Source organism: Microbacterium sp. NPDC091382, from assembly GCF_044757025.1.
Lineage (GTDB): Bacteria > Actinomycetota > Actinomycetes > Actinomycetales > Microbacteriaceae > Microbacterium.
Genome location: NZ_JBIVUD010000001.1, coordinates 1,427,849 through 1,448,861, shown reverse-complemented (window position 1 = coordinate 1,448,861; position 21,013 = coordinate 1,427,849). Strand labels below are relative to the sequence as shown.

Sequence of the window (21,013 nt, the reverse complement as noted above, 5' to 3'; positions counted from 1 at the left end):
GGAACGGGCGCCGCGGCGATCGGCAGTGCGAACGAAAAGTTCACCCAGACGTCAGCGAGTGTTCAGTCGGGCCTGAGAAATCCTCGCACACGTTGCGCCATGGCATAACCCGCGCGCGCCCGCGAGGGTCGGTTAGCGTGGTCGGGTGACCTCCGAAGCCGTGACACCGCCCGTCGCCGACCGCCGCCCCTTCACCCGGACCCACCACGGCGACGCCGTGTCGGATCCGTACGAATGGCTGCGGGCGAAGGAGGATGCCGATGTCGTCGGCCACCTCGAGGCCGAGAACGCCTACACCGACCAGCGCACGGCACACCTCGAGGGTCTCCGGAACCGGATCTTCGACGAGATCAAGGGACGCACGCTGGAGACGGACCTCTCGGTCCCGTCGCGCCGCGGTCACTGGTGGTACTACGGGCGCACCCTCGAAGGCAAGCAGTACGGCATCAACTGCCGCGCCCCGATCGCCGACCTCGACGACTGGACTCCGCCGGTGCTCTCGCCGGACAGGGACGTCCCCGGCGAGGAGGTCCTGCTCGACGGCAACGTCGAGGCCGACGGTCACGACTTCTTCTCGCTCGGGAGTCTCGACGTCTCGAACGACGGCACCCGCCTGCTGTACGGCGTCGACATCGCCGGCGACGAGCGCTACACGCTCCGCATCCGCGACCTCGCCAGCGGCGAGGACCTGCCCGACGTCGTGGAGAACACCTCCTCCGGCGCAGTGTTCTCCCCCGACGGTCGCCACGTCGTCTACACGACGGTCGATGACGCGTGGCGTCCCGACACCGTCTGGCTGCACGAGGTGGGGACGGATGCCGCCTCCGATCGCATCCTCTTCACCGAGCCCGACGAGCGCTACTGGGTCGGCGCGGGATTCACGCGCAGCGACCGCTTCCTCGTGATCGGCGTCGGATCCTCCATCACCTCCGAGGAGTTCCTGGTCCCGGCCGAGGACCTGACCGCGGAGCCCCGCTCCGTCTGGCCCCGCCGCGAGGGCGTCGAGTACTCCCTCACGCACGCGGTCGTGGACGGCGAGGACGTCCTGTACATCCTTCACAACGACGGCGCGCTCGACTTCGAACTCGTGCGGGTCGCGGCATCCGATCCGACCGGTGCGCGCCACGTCGTCCTGCCGCACCTGCCCGGACGTCGCCTCCTGGACGCGTCGGCGTATCGGGACTGGGCGGTCGTCGAATATCGACGCGAGGGGCTCGCCCGTGTCGGGATCCTCGACTACGCGACCGACGAGGTCCGCGAGATCGCCTTCGAAGAGCCGCTGTACGCGGTCGGCGCGAGCGGATCGTCCGAGTGGGCCCCTCCCGTCATCCGCCTCGGCTACGCCTCGTTCGTGACCCCGGGAACGGTCTTCGACTACGAGGTCGCGACCGGTGAGCTCCTGCATCGCAAGAGCCAGCCGGTGCTCGGCGGCTACGACGCTGCCGACTACGGACAGGAACGGGTGTGGGCTGTCGCCGACGACGGCACGCGGATCCCCGTCTCGCTCGTGTGGAAGCGCTCGTTCGGAGAGCCGGGCGCCTCGCCGCGCCCCATCCACCTCTACGGCTACGGCTCCTACGAGCACTCGATCGAGCCGGGCTTCTCCGTGGCGCGCCTGTCACTCCTCGACCGCGGCGTCATCTTCGCCATCGCGCACGTGCGCGGCGGCGGCGAGATGGGCCGGCAGTGGTACGAGGAGGGCAAGCTCCTCCACAAGCGCAACACCTTCACCGACTTCGTCGCCGTCGGCCGCCACCTCGTCGCGGAGGGGTACACCTCGCCCGACCGTCTCGTCGCCGAGGGCGGATCCGCCGGTGGGCTCCTGATGGGCGCGGTCGCGAACCTCGCCCCCGGCCTGTTCACGGGCATCCTCGCCGGCGTGCCGTTCGTCGATGCGCTGACCACGATCCTCGACCCGTCGCTGCCGCTCACCGTCATCGAATGGGACGAATGGGGCGACCCGCTGCACAACGCGGACGTGTACGCCTACATGAAGTCGTACTCGCCGTACGAGAACGTGCAGGAAGGCGTCTCGTATCCGCGGATCCTCGCCGTGACCTCCCTGAACGACACCCGCGTCCTCTACGTCGAGCCGGCGAAGTGGGTGGCGCGACTGCGCGAGGTCGGCGCCGACGCTCTCCTGAAGTGCGAGATGGTCGCCGGTCACGGCGGGGTCAGCGGCCGGTACAACTCCTGGCGGGAGCGCGCGTTCGAGCTCGCGTGGCTGCTGGACGTGCTGGGACTCGCCGACAGCGAGTGACCGTCGCGATCTCGTCACGCCGCTGGGTACGATGCCGCCATGGCCTCTGATCCTCGCTACCGCGCGTCGGTCCGCATCGATCTCGACCTGGTCTGCGCGCATCCCGACGACCTCCTCGCCGGCATCGACGATGCGTCTCGCATGTCGGCATCGACGATGGATGCCGAAGACGCCCTTCTGTCGCTTTTCGACGTCGCGGTCACCCCGGGGGCGGAGCGCCTCGTCCGTATCGAATCGACCAGCACGACCATCGTCGATTCGGAATGGGAGGGGACGTCCGGCGCGGTGCCGGAAGGCTCCTCCGACACCGCCCGGGTGGCTCGCGCCGGTGCGCGACTTGCGGGGATCGACTGGGCGCTGGACGAACTGTTCGGCGGCGCGACGGGTGACGCCTCGGCATCCGAGCTGCGGCAGCGCACCATCATCAAAGGCCTCGTCTGGAACGCCTCGGTCATGGTCGTGGACTGCCTGTTCGACGACGTCCTGCATCTGGCGGATGCCTCGGGCGACCACTCCGCGTGGCGGAACACCCACGTCATCTCGCAACTCCCGCCGCAGTACGCGACGCATTACGACCGCGGGTTCGCGCAGAAGTTCCTCGCGGCCACGATCGAAGTCACCTCCCGCCTCAGCGCGTCGCCCGTGTACCCGCCGACCGTCGCGCACGAGCTGGCGCTGAAGCTGGTCCTCGATGAGGCGCAGCGCAACGCCGACCGGCTGGGCGGCGACCTGCCCGGGGGGTGGCGGGAGCACCTCGACACGGTGCTGTTCCAGGATCTCGACGTCGACTCGCTGTTCGCCGAGCAGGACGCGACGTCGAAACGGGATGCCGCGACCGCGACTCCTCCCCTGGACTTCGCGAGCTGGTTCATCCCTTATGCCCACGCTCCGGCGCCCGCGCCGTATGCGAGCGACGACATCAAGGAGCCCGCGGGGCGCTAGCACGACCGGTCCCGTCGAGGCAATTGTCAGTTTTCGCGTCCGGCATCCCATAAAATCGGTACTCCCCAGGGGGAGTACTCCGATACGGTCGGTTCGTCATTACGGATGTGAAGGCGCATCCCGGACCACCGGTCTCGAGACATCGAGATGGAGAAGACTCTGGCGTCATTCGTTCACGCCATTGAGGAGACTCCTGTGGAAATCACGCCGCTCGTCTGGGGCATCACGATCGCTGTCACGATCGCGTTCTTCGTCTATGAATTCTTCGCGCACGTCCGCAAGCCGCACGAACCGTCGATCGGAGAATCGGCTCGGTGGTCGGCGTTCTACATCGGCCTCGCGCTTCTGTTCGGTGTCGCGATCGGCATCATCCCGGGATGGGGCTGGGTCTACTCGGGCGAGTACTTCGCCGGGTACCTGACCGAGAAGGCCCTGTCGATCGACAACCTGTTCGTGTTCCTCATCGTCATGACCGGGTTCGCGGTCCCGAAGAAGTACCAGCAGAAGGTGCTGATGATCGGCATCGTGATCGCCCTCATCATGCGCGGCGCATTCATCGCGGTCGGCGCCGCCCTCATCGAGAACTTCTCCTGGATCTTCTACGTCTTCGGCGCCCTCCTGCTGTTCCTCGCCTACCGTCAGGCGTTCTCGCACGGCGAGTCGGACCCGGCGAACGGCAAGTTCATGCAGTTCGTCCGCCGTATCCTCCCCGTGAGCGACGAGTACAACGGCGACAAGCTGACGGTCAAGAAGGCGGGCAAGCGCTTCGTCACCCCGATGCTGCTCGTCATCGTCGCGATCGGCTTCGTCGACCTGATCTTCGCGGTCGACTCGATCCCGGCGATCTACGGCCTCACGAACGAGGCGTACATCGTCTTCACCGCCAACGCCTTCGCCCTCATGGGCCTGCGCCAGCTGTACTTCCTCATCGGCGGCCTGCTGGAGCGCCTCGTCTACCTCGCACAGGGCCTCGCCGTCATCCTCGCTTTCATCGGCGTGAAGCTCGTCCTGCACGCCATGCACGTCAATGAGCTGCCGTTCATCAACGGCGGAGAGCCGATGCTGTGGGCTCCCGAGATCCCGATCTGGTTCTCGCTGCTGTTCATCGCCGCCACGATCATCGTGGCCACCGTCGCGAGCCTCGCCAAGACGCGGCGCGACGACGCCAGGGCGCTGGCGACCGGCACCCCCACCACCACTCCGGAACAGAAGAAGGAGCACAGCTGACGATGATCAGCGACCATACGCGGCAGCCCGCCGCTGAGGCCGACCGCATCGAGGACACCCGATGAACGACCTCGCTCTGAACATCGCGCTCGTCGTGCTGTTCGTCCTGGTGGGCGGAGTGTTCGCCGCCACCGAGATGGCTCTCGTCACGCTTCGCGAAAGCCAGATCAACGCGATCGCCGCGCGCGGCAAGCGGGGTGCCAAGGTGGCGGGGCTGGCGCGCAACCCCAACACGTTCCTGTCGGCTGTGCAGATCGGCGTGACCGTGGCGGGCTTCGCCTCGGCCGCCTATGGCGCCACGTCTATCGCCCCCTCGGTCGCCCCGCTCATCGAGTCGGCCGGGGCGGACCCCGGGCTGGCGCTGACCCTCGCGACGCTGATCCTCACCCTCGTGATCGCCTACCTGTCGCTCGTGCTCGGCGAACTCGTGCCCAAGCGTCTGGCCATCCAGCGGAACGCTCAGTTCGCATACGCCGTCGCGCCCGTCCTCGACGGGTTCGCGAAGGTCATGCGGCCGGTCATCTGGCTGCTGTCCGTCTCCACGAACGCCCTTGTGCGTCTGCTCGGCGGCGATCCCCACAAGACCGGTGAGGAGATGACCGACGAGGAGGTCCGAGACATCGTGGCGAGTCACGAGGGCCTGCCCGAGGACGAGCGTCGCATACTCGAGGACGTCCTCTCGCTGCGGGGCCGCCAGCTCAGCGAGGTCATGCGTCCGCGTCCCGAGGTCACGGCCCTCGACGACACCGCTACCATCGGCGAGGCCGTCGCCGAGGCGCGTGAGCTGCCGTTCTCGCGCTACCCGGTCGCCGACACGTCGATCGACGACATCGTCGGCTTCGTCCACGTCCGCGATCTCTTCGAAGCGGTCGTCGAGGGACGGGATGCCCCGCTGTCGGGCATCGTGCGCCCGATCCCCTACTTCCCCTCGACCGCCCGCGTCCTTCCCACCCTCACGAAGATGCGGGCAGAAGGGCATCAGATCGCGGTGGTCGTCGACGAATACGGCGGGACGGACGGCATCGTCACCCTCGAGGACCTCGTGGAGGAGGTCGTCGGCGAGATCTTCGACGAATACGACGCGGCGGTCCCCTTCACCGGGGATCGCGAGATCATCGACGGTCGCCTGAACCTGCAGGACTTCTCGGAGGCGACGGGCATCGTCCTCCCGCGCGGCGCGTCGGACACGATCGCGGGCTTCGTCACGGAGCGCCTCGGCCGCCTCGCGGTCGTCGGTGACCTGATCGAGGTCGACGGCGCGACGATCGAGGTCACGGCGCTCGACCGCCGCCGCATCTCCGAGGTGCGTGTGACCGCGCGCGACGGTGTCGAGCTCGATCCGAGCTGACGCGGGGGCGCCTGCCTCGAGCAGATGCGGGCCGCGATCATGAGATCCACCGTGAGCTATCGTCACGTCATGGAACCTGAGGACGGCGAGCGCGTGGGAGTGAAGACCTCCGCGCTGGTGTGGGGTTCGCTCTGGATTCTCCTTACCGCCCTCGCGGCGATCTTCCTCGCTGCCGTCGCCGTCCAGGAGTTCAGCGAGTCCATAGGGCGATGGTCCGAGGTCACCGCGAGCGGCGGCAAAGACATTCCGATGCCGCGCTGGATGAGGTTCACGACGCACGTGGGCACCGCCGTCCTCTTCACGGTCTTCAGCTCGGTCATGGCCCGGCTCATCGTCCGAGAACTTCGCCGGCGTCGTGGGAGCTGAGCTCCCGAGCGCTGTCAGCGAAGCGAGGAGTTCGAACCACCCGCACGCGCAACGAGGCTTGCCACCTCAGCCACCGCTGAGAGCCCGAGCTCGAGACTCTCCTCCTGTTCCCGCCTCACGTCGGGGTGCAGCTCGTCCTCCGCCAGGATCTCGACCGTGACCGCGTTTCCTTCTTCCAGTCGATCGAGGACGAACGACAGATCATCCTCGATCAGCGGCACATCGAACGGCGCGTCATCGGGCAACGGTGAGACATCAGGCTGATCGTCGGCGGTCTCCTGGGCCGGCTCGATAACGCGCCGAGCGTCATCGATGACGTTCCGGATGCGTTCGAGTTCGCCGAGGATTCCTCGCGGATCCATTTCGACGCCGTCGCCCGAAGACTGATTCTCCATCTCGGCGCTGATCGTCAACGCGGTTCGGTAGGTCAAGATCACAGGGCGCACACTACATCGGTCGTCACGCGAATCGATGCGCAGAGAGTGGTGCCGGCACTGGACGCGAACCTCCGCCCGCGATCTGACCGGGCGCAACTGGAAAGGGCTCGTCGAGAGTGGGGATTCCCCACGAGACTCCGCAGCGTTCGGACGATCGAGGCGATCTCGACTGGTGAGGATCACGGAGGGGCTGGTGGCTCAAAACACGCTCGAGCCGACCGAACAGCGTCTCTGTCAACCCCCTCCGAGCGGGCCGTGACCCGGCGTTGCATGGGCACGTCGAAAGGAGACATCATGAGCGATTCCATCCCCGACAAGCCGAGCCAGGCTGAGGGCGACGTCGGCGACGACGACATCACGGCCGCCGAGCAGGAGCCCGACGAGCAGGACGACTAAACTCCGAACGGAGGAGAGCCCCCGCATCCGGTACGGGAACGGGGGCTTCTTCATGCCTACGCATCGCGGTGCCGGCGACACGTACGGGTCGACGCACATCTGACGGTGCCGGCTACAGGACTTGAACCTGCAACCCCCGTATTACAAGTACGGTGCGCTACCAATTGCGCCAAGCCGGCAGATGGCCCAGTCTAACCGGGCCGCGACGCTCACTCCGCGGGCGGGGTGGGCGTCGGCGAGGCGGTCTGGTCGGTGTAGAACTTGTCGCTTGCGCTCGTGAGCACGAACTGCGAGAACTCCGCGGCATCCTTCAGCGCACCCATGTACGGCTGGCCGTTGACGAGGATCATCGGAGTGCCGGTGAGCTGCAGACCATCGGTGTCGGGGATGCCGGCGATCGCGCGCTCCGTGGCGTCCTTCGTCCATTCGATGTAGTCGCTGTCCTCGATGCACGAACGGACCTTGTCGGGGTCCTTGGCGCCGACGGCCTGGGCGAGGTCCGCGAGTTCCGTATCGGAGAACCCGTCGGTGTCCATCGCCGGCTGACGACTCAGCAACTCGGTGTTGTAGGCGAAGAAGACGCCCTCGTCGTGGGTCGCGACGCAGGCCGCCGCGGCGGCGGCGCGCAACGAGTACTTGGTTCCGTTCGACTTGGCGGTGAGCATTGACACGGGGTGGTAGCTGAGGGTCGCAGCCCCTTCATCGACCCACGTCTTGAGCTGGTCGACGTTCGCGAGCTGCCACTCGCGCGCACCCGGCGAGAGGTAGTCGACGTAGACGCGGATGTCGACGGGAGCAGCGGATGCCGTCGGTGCCGGCTCCGCCTTGTCCGACTCCGGAGTGGCCTCGACCGCACTGTCGTCGATCGGGGCCTGGTCGCCGGACACGCCGGCGACGTCGCTGACAGCGAAGCCGTCGGAACTCGCGGTGTCCGGGGTCAGATCCCGCCCGCCCATCGTGGAGGTCACGGACCAGACGACGACGGCAGCGACGGCGGCGACAGCACCCGTGGCCAGGACGCCGAGCGAGATGCGACGCGCGAGACGCGCACGCGACTGTCGGACGTGGACGCGCTGCGCTTTCTCGCGCACGGCCTCGCGACGATCGGTCGCGGATGACGGGGTGTCGCCGGAATCGGTGGACATGAAACCTCGGAAGATCTGTGGTGCGGCCAGAGGGCCAGGCGCCCGGGTGTGGCGCACGGTCCGATGTTAGTCAGACGCGCTGGAAAAAGGCTGACGAGGCGGCATCCCTCTGCTCCCCTCAGCCGTGGCATACTGAACACGCACCCGATGGCGGGTGTGCGGGGTGTCCCCCGCTCGCTTCACAACGGATCGTCCGGCACGTACCTGCCGGTGAAGGAGAAGAAAACATGGCGTCCGTCACGTTCGACAACGCAACCCGTCTGTACCCCGGTGGCACCCGCCCGGCGGTCGACAAGCTCAACCTCGAGGTCGCCGACGGCGAGTTCCTCGTCCTGGTCGGCCCTTCCGGTTGCGGTAAGTCCACCTCGCTCCGCATGCTCGCGGGCCTCGAAGAGGTCAACTCCGGCTCTATCCGCATCGGCGACCGCGACGTCACCGACGTGCCGCCGAAGGACCGCGACATCGCGATGGTGTTCCAGAACTACGCGCTCTACCCGCACATGACCGTCGCCGAGAACATGGGCTTCGCGCTCAAGATCGCCGGTGTCGGTAAGGAGGAGCGCGCCTCGCGCGTTCTCGAGGCAGCCAAGCTCCTCGACCTCGAGGAGTACCTGACCCGCAAGCCGAAGGCCCTCTCGGGTGGTCAGCGTCAGCGTGTCGCCATGGGCCGTGCGATCGTCCGCCAGCCCCAGGTCTTCCTCATGGACGAGCCGCTGTCGAACCTCGACGCCAAGCTCCGCGTCCAGACCCGTACGCAGATCGCATCGCTGCAGCGTCGCCTCGGCGTCACCACGGTCTACGTCACCCACGACCAGACCGAGGCCCTCACGATGGGTGACCGCATCGCGGTCCTCAAGGACGGTCTCCTGCAGCAGGTCGGCACGCCGCGCGACCTGTACGAGAAGCCGAACAACGTGTTCGTCGCCGGCTTCATCGGTTCGCCCGCCATGAACCTGTTCCCGGCCGACCTGGCCGAGGGCGGCATCCGCTTCGGCTCCGAGATCGTCCCGCTCGACCGCGACACCGTCGGCCGCGCGAACGGCAGCCAGGTCACGGTCGGTGTCCGCCCCGAGGACATCGAGGTCGGCCCCGCGGACGGCAAGGGCCTCGCGGTCCAGGTCGACCTCGTGGAGGAGCTCGGCGCCGACGGCTACCTGTACGGCCACGTCGACATCAACGGCAAGCGCACCGACATCGTCGCTCGCGTCGACGGCCGCAACCACCCGAACGCGGGCGAGACGGTCACCCTGGCCGCCAAGCCGGGCCACGTGCACGCGTTCGACATCGAGTCGGGCGACCGCCTCAACGACAAGCCGGTCGTCTCGGCCTGATCGTCATCATCAGCAGGACCGCGGCGCGGGAAGGTCTCCGGACCTCCCGCGCCGCGGTGCGTGAGACAGAGGTTCCCGCGTGGTTCATTCCCTGAGCATCACCGCCAGCAGCGTCGACGCGGGGCTCCTGGCCCTGCCCTGGTCGACGCCCCTCGGCGAGTGGCCAAGCGACGCGATCGTCTCGCTCCCCAAGGGACTCTCCCGCCACCTGGTGCGGTTCGCGAGCCTGTCGGGACGCGTCGTCGCGGTGAAGGAGACGACCGCTGAGATGGCGCGTCGAGAGTACGAGATGCTCGGCTCGCTGGCTCGGCTCGACGTCCCCTGCGTAAGCCGCGTGGCCGTCATCGACGGCCGCCGCACCGGCAAGGGCGAACCCCTCCCCGCCGCTCTGGTCACCGCGCACCTGCGCTTCTCGCTGCCCTATCGCGCGCTGTTCACCCAGGTCCTGCGACCCGACACCGCCACTCGCCTCGTGGACGCGCTGGCGGCGCTCCTCGTCCGCCTGCACAACGTCGGCTTCTTCTGGGGTGACGTGTCGCTGTCAAACACGCTGTTCCGACGGGATGCCGGGGCGTTCGCGGCCTACCTCGTCGACGCCGAGACGGGCGAGCTCCACGAGGGCGGTCTCACGCGCGGTCAGCGCGAGCACGACCTGGACGTGGCACGTACCAACATCGCGGGCGAGATCATGGACCTCGAAGCCGGCGGGCGCCTGGAGGGCGGGGTGGATGCCGTCGCGATCGCCGACGGCATCATGTCGTCGTACCGGTCGCTGTGGAGCGCCCTCACCGAGACCGAGACCTTCGCCGCGAACGAGACGTGGCGCATCACCGAGCGCGTACAGCGCCTGAACAGCCTCGGCTTCGACATCGGCGAGATGTCGATCGACGAGACCTCCGACGGAACGAAGGTCCTCATCCAGCCGAAGGTCGTCGACGCCGGGCACCATCAGCGTCGTCTGCTGCGTCTGACGGGTCTCGACGTCGAAGAGAACCAGGCACGACGCCTGCTGAACGACATGGACGAGTTCGCCGCCCGCGTATCGCGCCTCGGCAGCGACGAGGAGATGGTCGCCCACGAGTGGCTGACCCGCGTCTTCGAGCCCGTCGTCAAGGCGATCCCGTGGGAGCTGCGCAGCAAGCTCGAGCCGGCCGAGGTGTTCCACCAGGTGCTCGAGCACCGGTGGTACATGTCGCAGGCGCGCGGACGGTCGATCCCGATCGCCGAGGTCCTGTCGTCGTACATCGACGGCGTGCTCCGTCACCGTCGGGACGAGGCGACCGTCATGGGTCCGCCGACCGAGACGACGGCGCTGCCGGTCGTCACCGCCGACGTGCCCGTCAGCGACGACGACGAGGACGAGGTCGACTGGCGCGACCTCGTCTGACCGGACCGTCAGTACCCGACGGTGAACCGCTCGCGCACGTGCGCGGGCGAGTCGATCTCGTCGAGGACGGCGATCGCGAAGTCGGCGCCGGAGATGAACGACTCACCCTCGTCGTCGGTGACGATGACGTCGCCGCCGGTGCGGTAGGAGCCGGTGCGCTCCCCCGGCGCCCAGGCGCCGAAGCCGCCTGCCGGGTGGATGTAGAACCAGTCACGCCCGCTCGTGCCGGCCTGGAGGTCCTCGAGGATGCCGATGGCCTCCATCGCCTCGGGCTTGATCTCCTCCGGGAAGCCGCTGTCGACGACCCGGGGTCCTCCCGGGGCGACGAGGCTGCCGCCGGCACCGCCGACGACCCCGACGCGCACGGACAGTGGAAGGGCCGCGATGACGTCGGCGACGGCATCCCGCATCTTGCCGACCATGTCGCCGCGGGGCGACGTGGCGAACACGACGACCTCGACGCCGTCGATCTCCGCGGCCAGTGCGGGAGCCTCGAGGATCGAGCCCTCGACGTAGGTCGCGCCCTCGACGCGGTCGGCGGGGACCTTGCGGGCCACGGACAAGACGGTGTGGCCCCGACGTACGCCCTCGGCGACGATGTGGGCGCCGGCGTAGCCGGTCCCTCCGATGACAGCGATGCGGGTCATGATGATTCCTCTCACTCCATCGACGCGCGCAGCGTCGACACCTGGTAGAGCGCGACGGATGCCGCGATGCCGGCGTTCAGGGATTCGGTCGCCGCGTTGATCGGGATCGACACGATCTGGTCGCACGTCTCGGTCACGAGGCGAGACAGCCCCTTGCCTTCGGAGCCCACGACGATGACCACGGGACGGTCCGCGAGCTCGAGCGCGGGCAGCGACACGTCGCCGCCGCCGTCGAGGCCGAGGATGAAGACGCCCTGCTTCTTGAACTCCTTGAGCGTCGTCGTCAGATTCGGGGCGATGGAGACGGGGATGCGGGCGGCCGCGCCGGCGCTCGTCTTCCAGGCGGCGGAGTTGACACCCGCCGAGCGGCGCTGCGGGAGGATGATCGCCTGACCGCCGAAGGCAGCGGTGGACCGGATGATCGCCCCGAGGTTGCGCGGATCCGTGACGCCGTCGAGAGCGACGAACAGCGGCAGCTGACCGCGGTCGATGACCTGCTCGAGCAGATCCTGCGGGTGCGCGTACTCGTACGGCGGGACCTTCAGTGCGACGCCCTGGTGAACGCCGTCGAAGCCTGCCATGCGGTCGAGCTCCTGCCGCGTGACCTCGAGGACGGGGATGTCGCGGTTCGTCGCGATCGAGAGCATCTCCTTCACGCGGTCGTCCATCTCGACGCGCTGAGCGATGTAGAACGCCGTCGCCGGGATCTTCGCGCGCAGGGCCTCGAGGACGCTGTTGCGGCCGGTGACGGTCTCGGTGTCGTCGCCGGACTTCGCCTTGGGTGCGCGACCGCCGGTCGTCTGGCGGATCTGCGGCTTGCCGCCGGCCGCGACGAAGCGCTCCTTGGCGGCCTTGCGCTTGCCGGCGGGGTGCCAGGCGCGGTCCTCGGCCTTGGGGGTCGGTCCGCGACCCTCGAGCGAGCGCTTGTTCTTGCCGCCGGACCCCTTCGTGGGGCCTTTCTTGCCGCGTCCCGCCGAGGGGTTGCCGAACTTAGCCATTGTTCATACTCCAATGGGTCCCGGAGGGACCGTCTTCGAGGACGACGCCGGCCGCCGCGATCGCGTCGCGGATGCGGTCGGCTGCCGCCCAGTCCTTGGTCGCGCGGGCCTCCGCGCGCTGGTCGATCATGGTGGTGACGAGGCGGTTCAAGGCCGTCGCCATGGACTGCGCCGTCGCGGCAGACCATTTCGCATCCAGGGGGTCGATGTCGAGGAGACGCGTCATCGCCATCACCTGACGGATGGCGTCGTCGGCGACAGCGGGATCTCCCGCGTCGAGGGCGGCGTTGCCCCGGCGCACCGTCTCATGGAGGACGGCGAGCGCCTGCGGCACGCTGAGGTCGTCGTCGAGCGCCGTTGCGAACTCGCGCGGCACATCCGCCCCGGCGGACCAGCCGACCGATGGGTCACCGGCGCGGAGCGCCCGCTGCAGGAACGAGCGGATGCGGCCGAGCGCGGCATCCGCCTCGGCGAAGGTGGACTCGCTGATGTCCAGGTTCGAGCGGTAGTGCGCCGAGATGAGCGCGTACCGGACCACGAGCGGATCGGTGTCGCGCAGGACCTCGTCGGCGAGGAGGAAGTTGCCGAGCGACTTCGACATCTTCTGGTCGCCGACCGTGACGAGACCGTTGTGCACCCAGTACCGAGCGAATCCGTCACCGGCGGCCGTCGACTGAGCCAGCTCGTTCTCGTGATGCGGAAAGCGCAGATCGAGTCCGCCGCCGTGGATGTCGAACTCGGGACCGAGGTAGCGCCGACTCATGGCGGAGCACTCGATGTGCCAGCCCGGGCGGCCGGCGCCCCAGGGCGAGTCCCACGAGGCGTCCTCGGGCTCGTCCGCCTTGGCACCCTTCCACAGCGCGAAATCGCGGGGGTCGCGCTTGCCGCGCGGATCGGCGTCCGTCGCGGACTCCATGGCGTCGACCGACTGACGCGTCAACGCGCCGTATTCCGCCCAGGACCGCACGTCGAAGTAGACGTCGCCGGCGGACGCGTAGGCGTGCCCCGCCTCGATCAGTCGCGCGATCAGCTCCTGCATCTGCGGGACGGATGCCGTCGCGCGCGGCTCGTACGTCGGAGGCAGGATGCCGACCGCGGCATACGCGCGCGAGAATTCGAGCTCCATGCGGTACGCCAGCGCCCACCACGGCTCCGACTCCGTCGCGTTGGCGAGGACCTTGTCGTCGATGTCCGTCACGTTGCGCACGAAGGTGACCCGACCGAACCGGTGCTCCAACCAGCGGCGGAGGATGTCGAAACTCAGCGCGGCCCGGACGTGACCGATGTGCGGACCGGACTGCACGGTCGGCCCGCAGACGTACATCGTGACGTTCTCGGGGTCGGCGGGCGCGAAGTCGCGCAGTGCCTGAGCCTGGGAGTCGTAGAGCCGAACCGTCACCGGTCCATGCTACCGGCGGGCGGCTTCGGCGCCCGCTCCGAGACGATAGAAAGGACGGGTGCTGCACGTGTTCGCCGTCCTGGCCGCCGCCCTCCTGTTCGGGACGACCGGCACGGCTCGCGCCCTCGGGCCCGACGAAGCGTCGGCGCTGTCGGTCGGGGTCGTCCGCTCGGTCGTCGGAGGCACCGCCCTGGCGCTTCTGGCCTTCACTCTGGCCGCAGCGCATCGTCGGCGCGCACCGGAGCGACCGCGGTCGACTCTCACGCGGCGACCGTTCGCCCTCATGGCCGTCACCGGCGTCGCGCTCAGTCTCTACCAACCGCTCTTCTTCCTCGGCACGCAGACGAACGGCGTCGCGGTGAGCACCGTCATCGCGCTGGGGTCGGCTCCCGTGCTGGCGGGCATCCTCGAGTGGGTCCTGTCCCGTCGCGCACCGTCCGTGCTGTGGATGGCCGCAACCGCCCTCGCCGCGATCGGTGTCGTCCTGCTCGGAATCGGAGGCGGTGCCGGTACGGGCGGCGTGAACGGGCTGGGGCTCGCCGCCGCCGTCGGCGCGGGCGCCTGCTTCGCGGTCATCGCCAACGCGCAGCGCCGTCTGCTCGACGCGGGCTGGGACGCCTTCACCGTCGTCGGTGCCATGGGTGTCGGCTCGGCGGTGGTCTGCGCCGCCGTCATCCCGTTCGTGGACGTGTCATGGGTCGTCTCGTCCTCGGGCGTCGCCATGGCGTCATGGCTCGGCTTCGCGACCATCGCCGCCGCGTACGCGCTCTTCACCTGGGGGCTGCAGGGACTCACGGCGGCGACCGCTGCGACGCTGACGCTCGCCGAACCGCTCACCGCGACGATCCTGGGCGTGAGCGCACTCGGCGAAACGCTGTCCCCTCTCGCGCTCGTCGGGCTCGCGATCCTCGCCGCCGGCCTCGTGACGCTCGCGTGGGGTTCCCGTAGAACCCGCGACCCCCGACCCTTCGCCGTGGAGGCCTGAGATGCCCCGACCCGACGACCTCGAGATCCGCGTCGACGATCTGACCGACCAGGCGACCATCGCCCTCGTGCGCCGGCACCTGGCGGGGATGCACGAGCTCTCCCCCGCCGAAAGCGTCCACGCGCTCGACGTCGCCGCCCTTCAGGTCCCGGCCGTGACGGTGTGGTCGGCCTGGCGAGGCGACGATCTGGCCGGAATCGGCGCACTGGCGCGGTTGAGCGAAACCGACGGCGAACTGAAGTCGATGCGCGTCCCCGACGCCCATCTGGGCACGGGCGTGGGCCGCGCGATCCTGCGTCACATCCTCGCGGCCGCGGCGGCGGAAGGACTCACGCGGGTGTGGCTCGAGACGGGATCGGATGCCGGGTTCCTGGCCGCACGCACGCTCTACGCCAGTGAGGGGTTCACCGAATGCGACCCCTTCGGCCACTACCTACCGGACCCGGCCTCGACGTTCATGACCCGTTCGCTCTGACGAAGACTCAGGCCCGGAAGACGACCGCGACCGCGAACGCCGCCACACCGTCCCCGGTTCCGGTGAACCCGAGCCCGTCGGTCGTCGTCGCCGACACGGTCACGGGCGCGCCGAGCGCGTCCGACAGCACCTGCTCGGCTTCGATGCGGCGGGCGGCGAAGCGAGGGCGATTGGCTTGGACCTGGACGCTGACGTTGCCGATCACCCACCCGGCCTCCCCTGCGAGCGCGCGAGTCCGCGCCAGGAACGCGGCGGCGTGAGCGCCGGCGTACTCGGGCTGATCCGTTCCGAAGTGGGTGCCGATGTCGCCCAGCCCGGCCGCCGCGAGGACCGCGTCCACGATCGCGTGGGCGACGGCATCCCCATCGGAGTGGCCCTTCAGCCCGGGCTCCCCGGGCCATTCCAGACCGGCGAGCCAGAGGGTGTCGTCGCCACCGAAGGCATGCACGTCGGTCCCGACGCCGACGCGCGGGATCGCCGGTGCGGGGACCGGGACGACCGGCGGGATCGGCGCGACGAGCATCCGCGCGCGCTCGAGATCTGCGGGGGTCGTGATCTTGAAGGCGCGTTCGTCGCCAGGAACCGTCCGCACGACGGTGCCCGCGGCCTGGAGGAGCGCAGCATCGTCGGTGTGGTCGGCCGCGGCGTCGCGATACGCCCCGACGAGGACCTCGCGCCGGAACCCCTGCGGGGTCTGCGCTGCCGCCAGCCTCGAGCGGTCGACCGGCTCGATGACCGCGTCGGCCTCGACGCGCTTGAGCGTGTCGACGACGGGGAGGACCGGGATGACGGCATCCGACCCGCTCTCGACGGCGTCGATCACGCGGCGGAAGACCTCCGGCGGAGTGAGGGCCCGCGCGGCGTCGTGGACGAGGACGGTCTCGACGTCGGCCCAGACCGCCGCCAGACCCGCGGCGACCGACGTCTGGCGGGTATCGCCGCCGGCGACGACCGAGACGAGGTCCCTGCGCTCCCCCGCGGCTTCGAGCACCTCGGTCTGCGCGTCACCGAGCCGGTCCGCCGGTGCCACCACGATCACTTGCGCCTCAGGGCCGGCGAACACACCCCGGAGCGCGTGACGCAGGATCGTGTGCGCGTCGATCCCGACGAACGCTTTCGGGGATCCGCTGCCGAGGCGTGTGCCCGAGCCGGCGGCGACGACGATGACGGCTACACGCGGAACGGGGACGAGACTCATGCCTCCGAGCGTACCGAGCCGTCCCGAGCCGGGCTGCGCCGCAGGAGGAGGACGGCGAGCCCCAGGAGGAGAGTGCCGACCACCGCGATCGGCAGGTCGAGGAACCACTCCATGACAGCGAAGGGCGGCATGAACGCGCACACCCAGGCGACCGCCACGATGCCCGTGGCCGGTGCGCGGCCGAGCGTGCCCAGCGCCTCCCACTTCGCGAGCACGAGCGACAGCGCGAGCAGCACGCCCAGCACGAGCACGAACAGGATCGGACGCGACCACCACCACGCGAGTGACGCGGGCACGGGGGCGGCGCCCGGGATCAGGAGGCTCACGCCCGTGAGGGCGAGCATGACCGGCAGGTGCCAAAGATAGATCGTCATGAGCCGCGAGCCGAGCACGAAGACGACACCCTGCATGACCCGGAGCGACATCAGCCGGGCGAGCACCGGCTTCAGCAGCCGCAGCAGGCATGCCTGCGCGACGCCGAGGATGACGAGGGGCAGCGTCGGCGGGTTGAGGTTGCCGAGCATGCTCATCGAATACGGTCCCAGCGCGGTGAGCGGCCAGAGGAGGACATAGCTCGCCGCCGCGATGGCGACGAGCGAGAGCGGATGCCGCCGATCGAACCATCCGTCGGCGTACCAGAACCCGAACTGCTGGACGAGGGGCCACACGAACAGGAGGTTCAGCAGGCCGATCTCCGTGATTCCCGAGGCGAAGCGGGCGACGTCGACCAGGACGACCCCGGCTGCGAGGATGAGCAGAGTGAGCACCGGCCGACGCGCGTGGCATGCCGAGAGGAACGGCACCGCCGCCTGGCAGAGCAGATACGCAGCGAGGAACCAGAGCGGCGATCCCGCGCCGACGGCGGCGTCCCCCACGAGCTGCTCAGGCAGTCCCGCCGCCGCCGCGACACCCAGGATCACCGCGAAGAAGATGAACAGCGGCAGAGCCGGCTGAGCGAGGCGGAGCGTGCGGGTGCGCACGAACCCGGCGGCGCCTCCGCCCTTGGCGGTCCAGGAGCGCCAGCCGGTGGCGGACGCGAACCCGCCCACGACGAAGAACAGCGGCATGATCTGCCCCACCCAGGTCGCCGCGTTGAACCAGGGCTGTCCCTCGGCGGGACGGGACGCCACGAGACCCCCATCCGGGCCGGGACCGATCCCCACCTGAACGAGGTGTACGACGATCACGAACAGGACGCACACCACCCGCGCGAGGTCGAGCGTGAGATCGCGGCGCGAGAGATCGACGGCGGCGGGCGCGGAGCGGGTGGTCACGGCCACATCATGCCGTACCGCGTCGCCGGACCGCGGCATCCGCCCGCACAACGAAGAACGGCCGGCTGTTCAGCCGGCCGTTCTGTCGATGTGTCAGGAAGCGAGGACCTCGTCGAGGACGGTCGACGCCTTCTCCTCGTCGGCCTTCAGAGCCAGAGCGATCTCGGAGATAAGGATCTGCCGGGCCTTGGCCAGCATCCGCTTCTCGCCCGCGGACAGACCGCGGTCCTGATCGCGGCGCCACAGGTCACGGACGACCTCGCTGACCTTGATGACATCGCCCGACGCGAGCTTCTCGAGGTTCGCCTTGTAGCGACGCGACCAGTTGGTCGGCTCCTCGGTGAAAGGTGCGCGCAGGACATCGAAGACCTTCTCGAGCCCGTCCTTGCCGATCACGTCGCGGACGCCCACGAGATCGACGTTGTCCGCAGGGACCTCGATGATGAGGTCACCCTGGGTGACGTTGAGCTTCAGGTATTTCTTCGTCTCGCCCTTGATGACGCGATCCTTGACCTCGATGATGGTCGCAGCGCCATGGTGCGGATAGACGACGGTTTCGCCAACCTCAAAAAGCATGCAGTTGTGTCCTTTCGGCAACCTCCAGAATACCACAGGCGACATACGCTAAGGTTCGCCGCCCGCCTGCCCGACGCCACCCGCGCGACCGCATAGGATGAGAGGGTCGCCGTCCGTGTCATCTGGAGGATCCGTGAAATCGCGTCTCATCGCGTCCCTGGCCCTGGGCGCAGCCGTCGTCCTGGGCACCACCGGCTGCAACATGCTGGCGCCGCAGGCGACGACCATCCAGTACTCCGCCTCCGACGGCGTCAACATCCCCGACTCCGGCCCTCTGAAGGTGCGCAACGCCCTCATCATCGCCGACGAGGAGGGCACGCTGGGCAACCTCGTCGCCTCGATCGTGAACCCCACCGACGACGCCCTGGCCCTGAACGTCTCGATCGACGGGCAGCCGCAGAGCGTGCAGGTCGAGGGGAACTCCTCCGTCACCCTCGGCGTCGACATGGCGAACATGACCTTCGACAACGTCGGCAAGCCCGGCTCGGACGTGCTCGTCTCGTTCCAGTCCGGTGAGGGCGAGGGCGTGCGCGTCCACGTTCCGATCATGGACGGCACCCTGCCCTACTACACGCAGTTCGTGCCGACCCCCGCCGCGACGGCGACGCCCGCCGGCTGATCCCCCACCTCACGACGAAGGCCCCCACCGCGACGGTGGGGGCCTTCGTCGTGAGGGCCGTCAGGCCTCGAAGCGGTAACCGAGTCCGCGCACCGTGAGCAGCATGCTCGGGTCGCTCGGGCTCTTCTCGATGCGCGATCGGATGCGCTTGATGTGGACGTCGAGGGTCTTCGTGTCGCCGAAGTAGTCGCTCCCCCACACCCGATCGATGAGCTGGCCACGGGTCAGAACACGGCCGGCGTTGCGCATGAGGAGCTCGAGCAGCTCGAACTCCTTGAGCGGCATGGAGATCTCCTTGCCCTCGACCGAGACCGTGTGCCGGTCGATGTCGAGCGTGACCCGTCCGCCTTCGATGATGCGGTCGTCGACGTCGAGGTCGTCGTTCTCGCTGCGGCGCAGGACGGCGCGCATGCGTGCGAGCAGCTCCCGCGACGAGTAGGGCTTGGTGATGTAGTCGTCCGCGCCGAGTTCGAGGCCCACGACGATGTCGACTTCGCTGTCCTTCGCGGTCAGCATGATGATGGGCACCTTCGAGGTGGACCGGATGACACGGCACACCTCGGTCCCCGGCATCCCGGGCAGCATGAGGTCGAGCAGCACGATGTCGGCACCGCGCGAGGTGAACGAGTCGAGGGCGATCCCGCCGTCTTCGGCGATCTCGACCTCGAACCCCTCCCTGCGCAGGAGGTAGGCGAGCGGGTCGGCCAGGTCGGGTTCGTCTTCGACGATCAGGACGCGGGTCATGGTGTCTTCCTTTTGGCGGGCGCCTTCGCGCCGGTCTTCTTGGGCTTCTTCTTGCGGATGTGCGTCTCGGCACGGTCTGCGGCGGCGACGAGCGGGAGACGGATCGTGAACGTCGACCCGCGGCCCGGGCGGGACCACAGCTCGACCGAGCCGCCGTGACGCTGCACGGCGTGCTTCACGATCGCCAGCCCCAGACCGGTCCCGCCCGTGCGTCGCGATCGTGCCTGATCGGCACGGTAGAACCGCTCGAAGACGCGCTGCTGGTCGTCCTCGGGGATGCCGATGCCGTGGTCCGCGACGGCGATCTCTACGGCGCCGTCGGCCTCGCGCACCCCGATCCCCACCTGTGCCCCGGCGGGCGAGTAGGCGATGGCGTTGGCGAGCAGGTTGCTGACCGCCTCGGTGAGGATCTGCGGGTCGCCACGGACGAACAGCCCGTTCTCGCCTCCTCGGGCGACGGTGATCTCCGCCGACTCGGCGGCGATCGCCTGCGACTCGATCGCCGACCGGACCACCTCGTCGACGGCGACGTCGCGCATCTCGGCGATCTCGTCGGCCGACTGCAGGCGCGACAGGTTCATGATGCGAGAGGTCAGCTGCCCGAGGCGGGTCGCCTCCCCGCTCAGGCGTCGCACGAAGTGGCGCACCTGATCGGGGTCGTCGGCGGCGGACTCGATGGCCTCGGCGAGGAGCGTGACCGCGCCCACCGGCGTCTTGAGCTCGTGGGAGGTGTTCGAGACGAAATCGCGCCGCATCTGCTCGACGCGCTCGCGCTCGGTGATGTCGCGGATCACGATGAGAGTGAGCCTCGGGGTGATGACGCTCGCCCGGGCGGCGACGACGCGCGGCTCGACACCGCGATTGAGGGTCATGTTCTCAGCGGCCGGGAGGCCCGTCTGGCGGGCGTTGCGCACGAGGTAGCGCAGGCGCTCCGCGTCGAGCGTCTCGTTCACGGTCAGCGAGAACACCTCCGCCGTGGCGGATGCCGCGAGCACGAGCATGGACGGATCGACGACGACCGCCGCGTCATCCATCGCCTGCAGGACGGAAGCCGTCCCCTCCGGCATGTCCAGAGACGTGACGAGCCGGGTGCGAGCCCGCTCCTGCATCGCGTAGACCACGAGTCCGACCGCACCGGCGCCCACGAACAGGCCTACGACGAGCGCCAGCAGCTCGAGCTGCGTCGAATCCATGACCCCAGCGTAAGGTGGTCGCACCCCCGCAATCGGACGGAAATCGGCCCGTGCGCCGCGCACCGC

20 protein-coding genes and 1 tRNA gene are annotated in these 21,013 nt (G+C 68.9%); 10 read left to right on the top strand and 11 right to left on the bottom strand.

Annotated features, from left to right (window positions below; genetic code table 11):
• The first annotated feature begins 160 nt into the window (after positions 1-160).
• The 5 genes from ACIQLK_RS07020 (at position 161) to ACIQLK_RS07000 (ending at position 6,143) form a co-directional block, all read left to right on the top strand.
• Positions 161-2,260: a S9 family peptidase gene (locus ACIQLK_RS07020; RefSeq protein WP_400363889.1), complete on the top strand. Its 2,100-nt coding sequence runs from the start codon at positions 161-163 to the stop codon at positions 2,258-2,260.
• Positions 2,261-2,299: 39 nt separating this feature from the next.
• Positions 2,300-3,202 (top strand): hypothetical protein, encoded by a 903-nt coding sequence (locus ACIQLK_RS07015; RefSeq protein ID WP_400363703.1) that lies wholly within the window; start codon positions 2,300-2,302, stop codon positions 3,200-3,202.
• A gap of 195 nt (positions 3,203-3,397) precedes the next feature.
• Entirely contained in the window at positions 3,398-4,429 is a 1,032-nt protein-coding gene (locus ACIQLK_RS07010) for a TerC family protein (RefSeq protein WP_400363701.1), read from the top strand.
• Between the two features lie 61 nt (positions 4,430-4,490).
• The gene (locus ACIQLK_RS07005) at positions 4,491-5,777 is read left to right on the top strand and encodes a hemolysin family protein (RefSeq protein ID WP_400363699.1); all 1,287 of its coding nucleotides are present in this window, start codon (positions 4,491-4,493) and stop codon (positions 5,775-5,777) included.
• 69 nt (positions 5,778-5,846) lie between these two features.
• Complete coding sequence (locus ACIQLK_RS07000) at positions 5,847-6,143, top strand: hypothetical protein (RefSeq protein WP_400363697.1); 297 nt, start codon at positions 5,847-5,849, stop codon at positions 6,141-6,143.
• 14 nt (positions 6,144-6,157) lie between these two features.
• On the opposite strand, the gene ACIQLK_RS06995 is transcribed toward ACIQLK_RS07000, so the two are convergent.
• From ACIQLK_RS06995 to ACIQLK_RS06985, 3 genes are all read right to left on the bottom strand, one after another.
• Positions 6,158-6,556 carry a hypothetical protein gene (locus tag ACIQLK_RS06995; protein ID WP_400363696.1) on the bottom strand — a complete coding sequence of 133 codons (399 nt, stop codon included), beginning with the start codon at positions 6,554-6,556 and terminating at the stop codon, positions 6,158-6,160.
• 526 nt (positions 6,557-7,082) lie between these two features.
• Positions 7,083-7,155 (bottom strand) — tRNA-Thr (locus ACIQLK_RS06990).
• A 30-nt stretch (positions 7,156-7,185) separates the two neighbouring features.
• Positions 7,186-8,121, bottom strand: a complete 936-nt coding sequence (locus ACIQLK_RS06985) for a DsbA family protein (protein WP_400363694.1) — start codon at positions 8,119-8,121, stop codon at positions 7,186-7,188.
• Between the two features lie 227 nt (positions 8,122-8,348).
• Between ACIQLK_RS06985 and ACIQLK_RS06980 the strand changes: the two genes are divergently transcribed.
• A complete protein-coding gene (locus ACIQLK_RS06980; protein WP_400363692.1) occupies positions 8,349-9,452 on the top strand; it encodes an ABC transporter ATP-binding protein in 1,104 nt (367 codons plus the stop codon).
• A 79-nt stretch (positions 9,453-9,531) separates the two neighbouring features.
• Positions 9,532-10,839 carry a DUF4032 domain-containing protein gene (locus tag ACIQLK_RS06975; RefSeq protein WP_400363690.1) on the top strand — a complete coding sequence of 436 codons (1,308 nt, stop codon included), beginning with the start codon at positions 9,532-9,534 and terminating at the stop codon, positions 10,837-10,839.
• A gap of 8 nt (positions 10,840-10,847) precedes the next feature.
• Here the strand turns inward: ACIQLK_RS06975 and ACIQLK_RS06970 are convergent, their stop codons facing one another.
• From ACIQLK_RS06970 to cysS, 3 genes are read right to left on the bottom strand one after another with little or no spacing between them, the layout of a single operon-like run.
• Positions 10,848-11,486, bottom strand: coding sequence for an NAD(P)-dependent oxidoreductase (locus ACIQLK_RS06970; RefSeq protein ID WP_400363689.1), 639 nt, complete (start codon positions 11,484-11,486; stop codon positions 10,848-10,850).
• A gap of 11 nt (positions 11,487-11,497) precedes the next feature.
• Positions 11,498-12,484 (bottom strand): 23S rRNA (guanosine(2251)-2'-O)-methyltransferase RlmB, encoded by a 987-nt coding sequence (gene rlmB / locus ACIQLK_RS06965; protein WP_400363688.1) that lies wholly within the window; start codon positions 12,482-12,484, stop codon positions 11,498-11,500.
• Positions 12,477-13,883 carry a cysteine--tRNA ligase gene (cysS, locus tag ACIQLK_RS06960; RefSeq protein WP_400363687.1) on the bottom strand — a complete coding sequence of 469 codons (1,407 nt, stop codon included), beginning with the start codon at positions 13,881-13,883 and terminating at the stop codon, positions 12,477-12,479. The genes rlmB and cysS overlap by 8 nt, the downstream gene beginning before the upstream one ends.
• A 58-nt stretch (positions 13,884-13,941) precedes the next feature.
• On the opposite strand from cysS, the gene ACIQLK_RS06955 reads away from it, so the two are divergent.
• Together ACIQLK_RS06955 and ACIQLK_RS06950 are read left to right on the top strand one after the other, a co-directional pair.
• Entirely contained in the window at positions 13,942-14,868 is a 927-nt protein-coding gene (locus tag ACIQLK_RS06955) for an EamA family transporter (RefSeq protein ID WP_400363686.1), read from the top strand.
• 1 nt (position 14,869) lies between these two features.
• Positions 14,870-15,343, top strand: a complete 474-nt coding sequence (locus tag ACIQLK_RS06950; RefSeq protein ID WP_400363685.1) for a GNAT family N-acetyltransferase — start codon at positions 14,870-14,872, stop codon at positions 15,341-15,343.
• A gap of 7 nt (positions 15,344-15,350) precedes the next feature.
• Here ACIQLK_RS06950 and ispD read toward each other — a convergent pair whose 3' ends face one another.
• From ispD to ACIQLK_RS06935, 3 genes are all read right to left on the bottom strand, one after another.
• Entirely contained in the window at positions 15,351-16,541 is a 1,191-nt protein-coding gene (gene ispD, locus ACIQLK_RS06945) for a 2-C-methyl-D-erythritol 4-phosphate cytidylyltransferase (protein ID WP_400363684.1), read from the bottom strand.
• Complete coding sequence (locus ACIQLK_RS06940) at positions 16,538-17,815, bottom strand: acyltransferase (RefSeq protein ID WP_400363681.1); 1,278 nt, start codon at positions 17,813-17,815, stop codon at positions 16,538-16,540. Before ACIQLK_RS06940 ends, ispD begins: the two co-directional genes overlap by 4 nt.
• Before the next feature lie 93 nt (positions 17,816-17,908).
• The gene (locus tag ACIQLK_RS06935) at positions 17,909-18,391 is read right to left on the bottom strand and encodes a CarD family transcriptional regulator (RefSeq protein WP_065571227.1); all 483 of its coding nucleotides are present in this window, start codon (positions 18,389-18,391) and stop codon (positions 17,909-17,911) included.
• 133 nt (positions 18,392-18,524) lie between these two features.
• On the opposite strand from ACIQLK_RS06935, the gene ACIQLK_RS06930 reads away from it, so the two are divergent.
• Entirely contained in the window at positions 18,525-19,010 is a 486-nt protein-coding gene (locus ACIQLK_RS06930) for a DNA modification methylase (protein ID WP_400363680.1), read from the top strand.
• Between the two features lie 60 nt (positions 19,011-19,070).
• Here ACIQLK_RS06930 and ACIQLK_RS06925 read toward each other — a convergent pair whose 3' ends face one another.
• Both ACIQLK_RS06925 and ACIQLK_RS06920 read right to left on the bottom strand, forming a co-directional pair.
• Positions 19,071-19,754: a winged helix-turn-helix domain-containing protein gene (locus tag ACIQLK_RS06925; RefSeq protein ID WP_400363677.1), complete on the bottom strand. Its 684-nt coding sequence runs from the start codon at positions 19,752-19,754 to the stop codon at positions 19,071-19,073.
• Positions 19,751-20,947, bottom strand: a complete 1,197-nt coding sequence (locus ACIQLK_RS06920) for a sensor histidine kinase (RefSeq protein ID WP_400363675.1) — start codon at positions 20,945-20,947, stop codon at positions 19,751-19,753. The genes ACIQLK_RS06925 and ACIQLK_RS06920 overlap by 4 nt, the downstream gene beginning before the upstream one ends.
• Positions 20,948-21,013 lie beyond the last annotated feature (66 nt).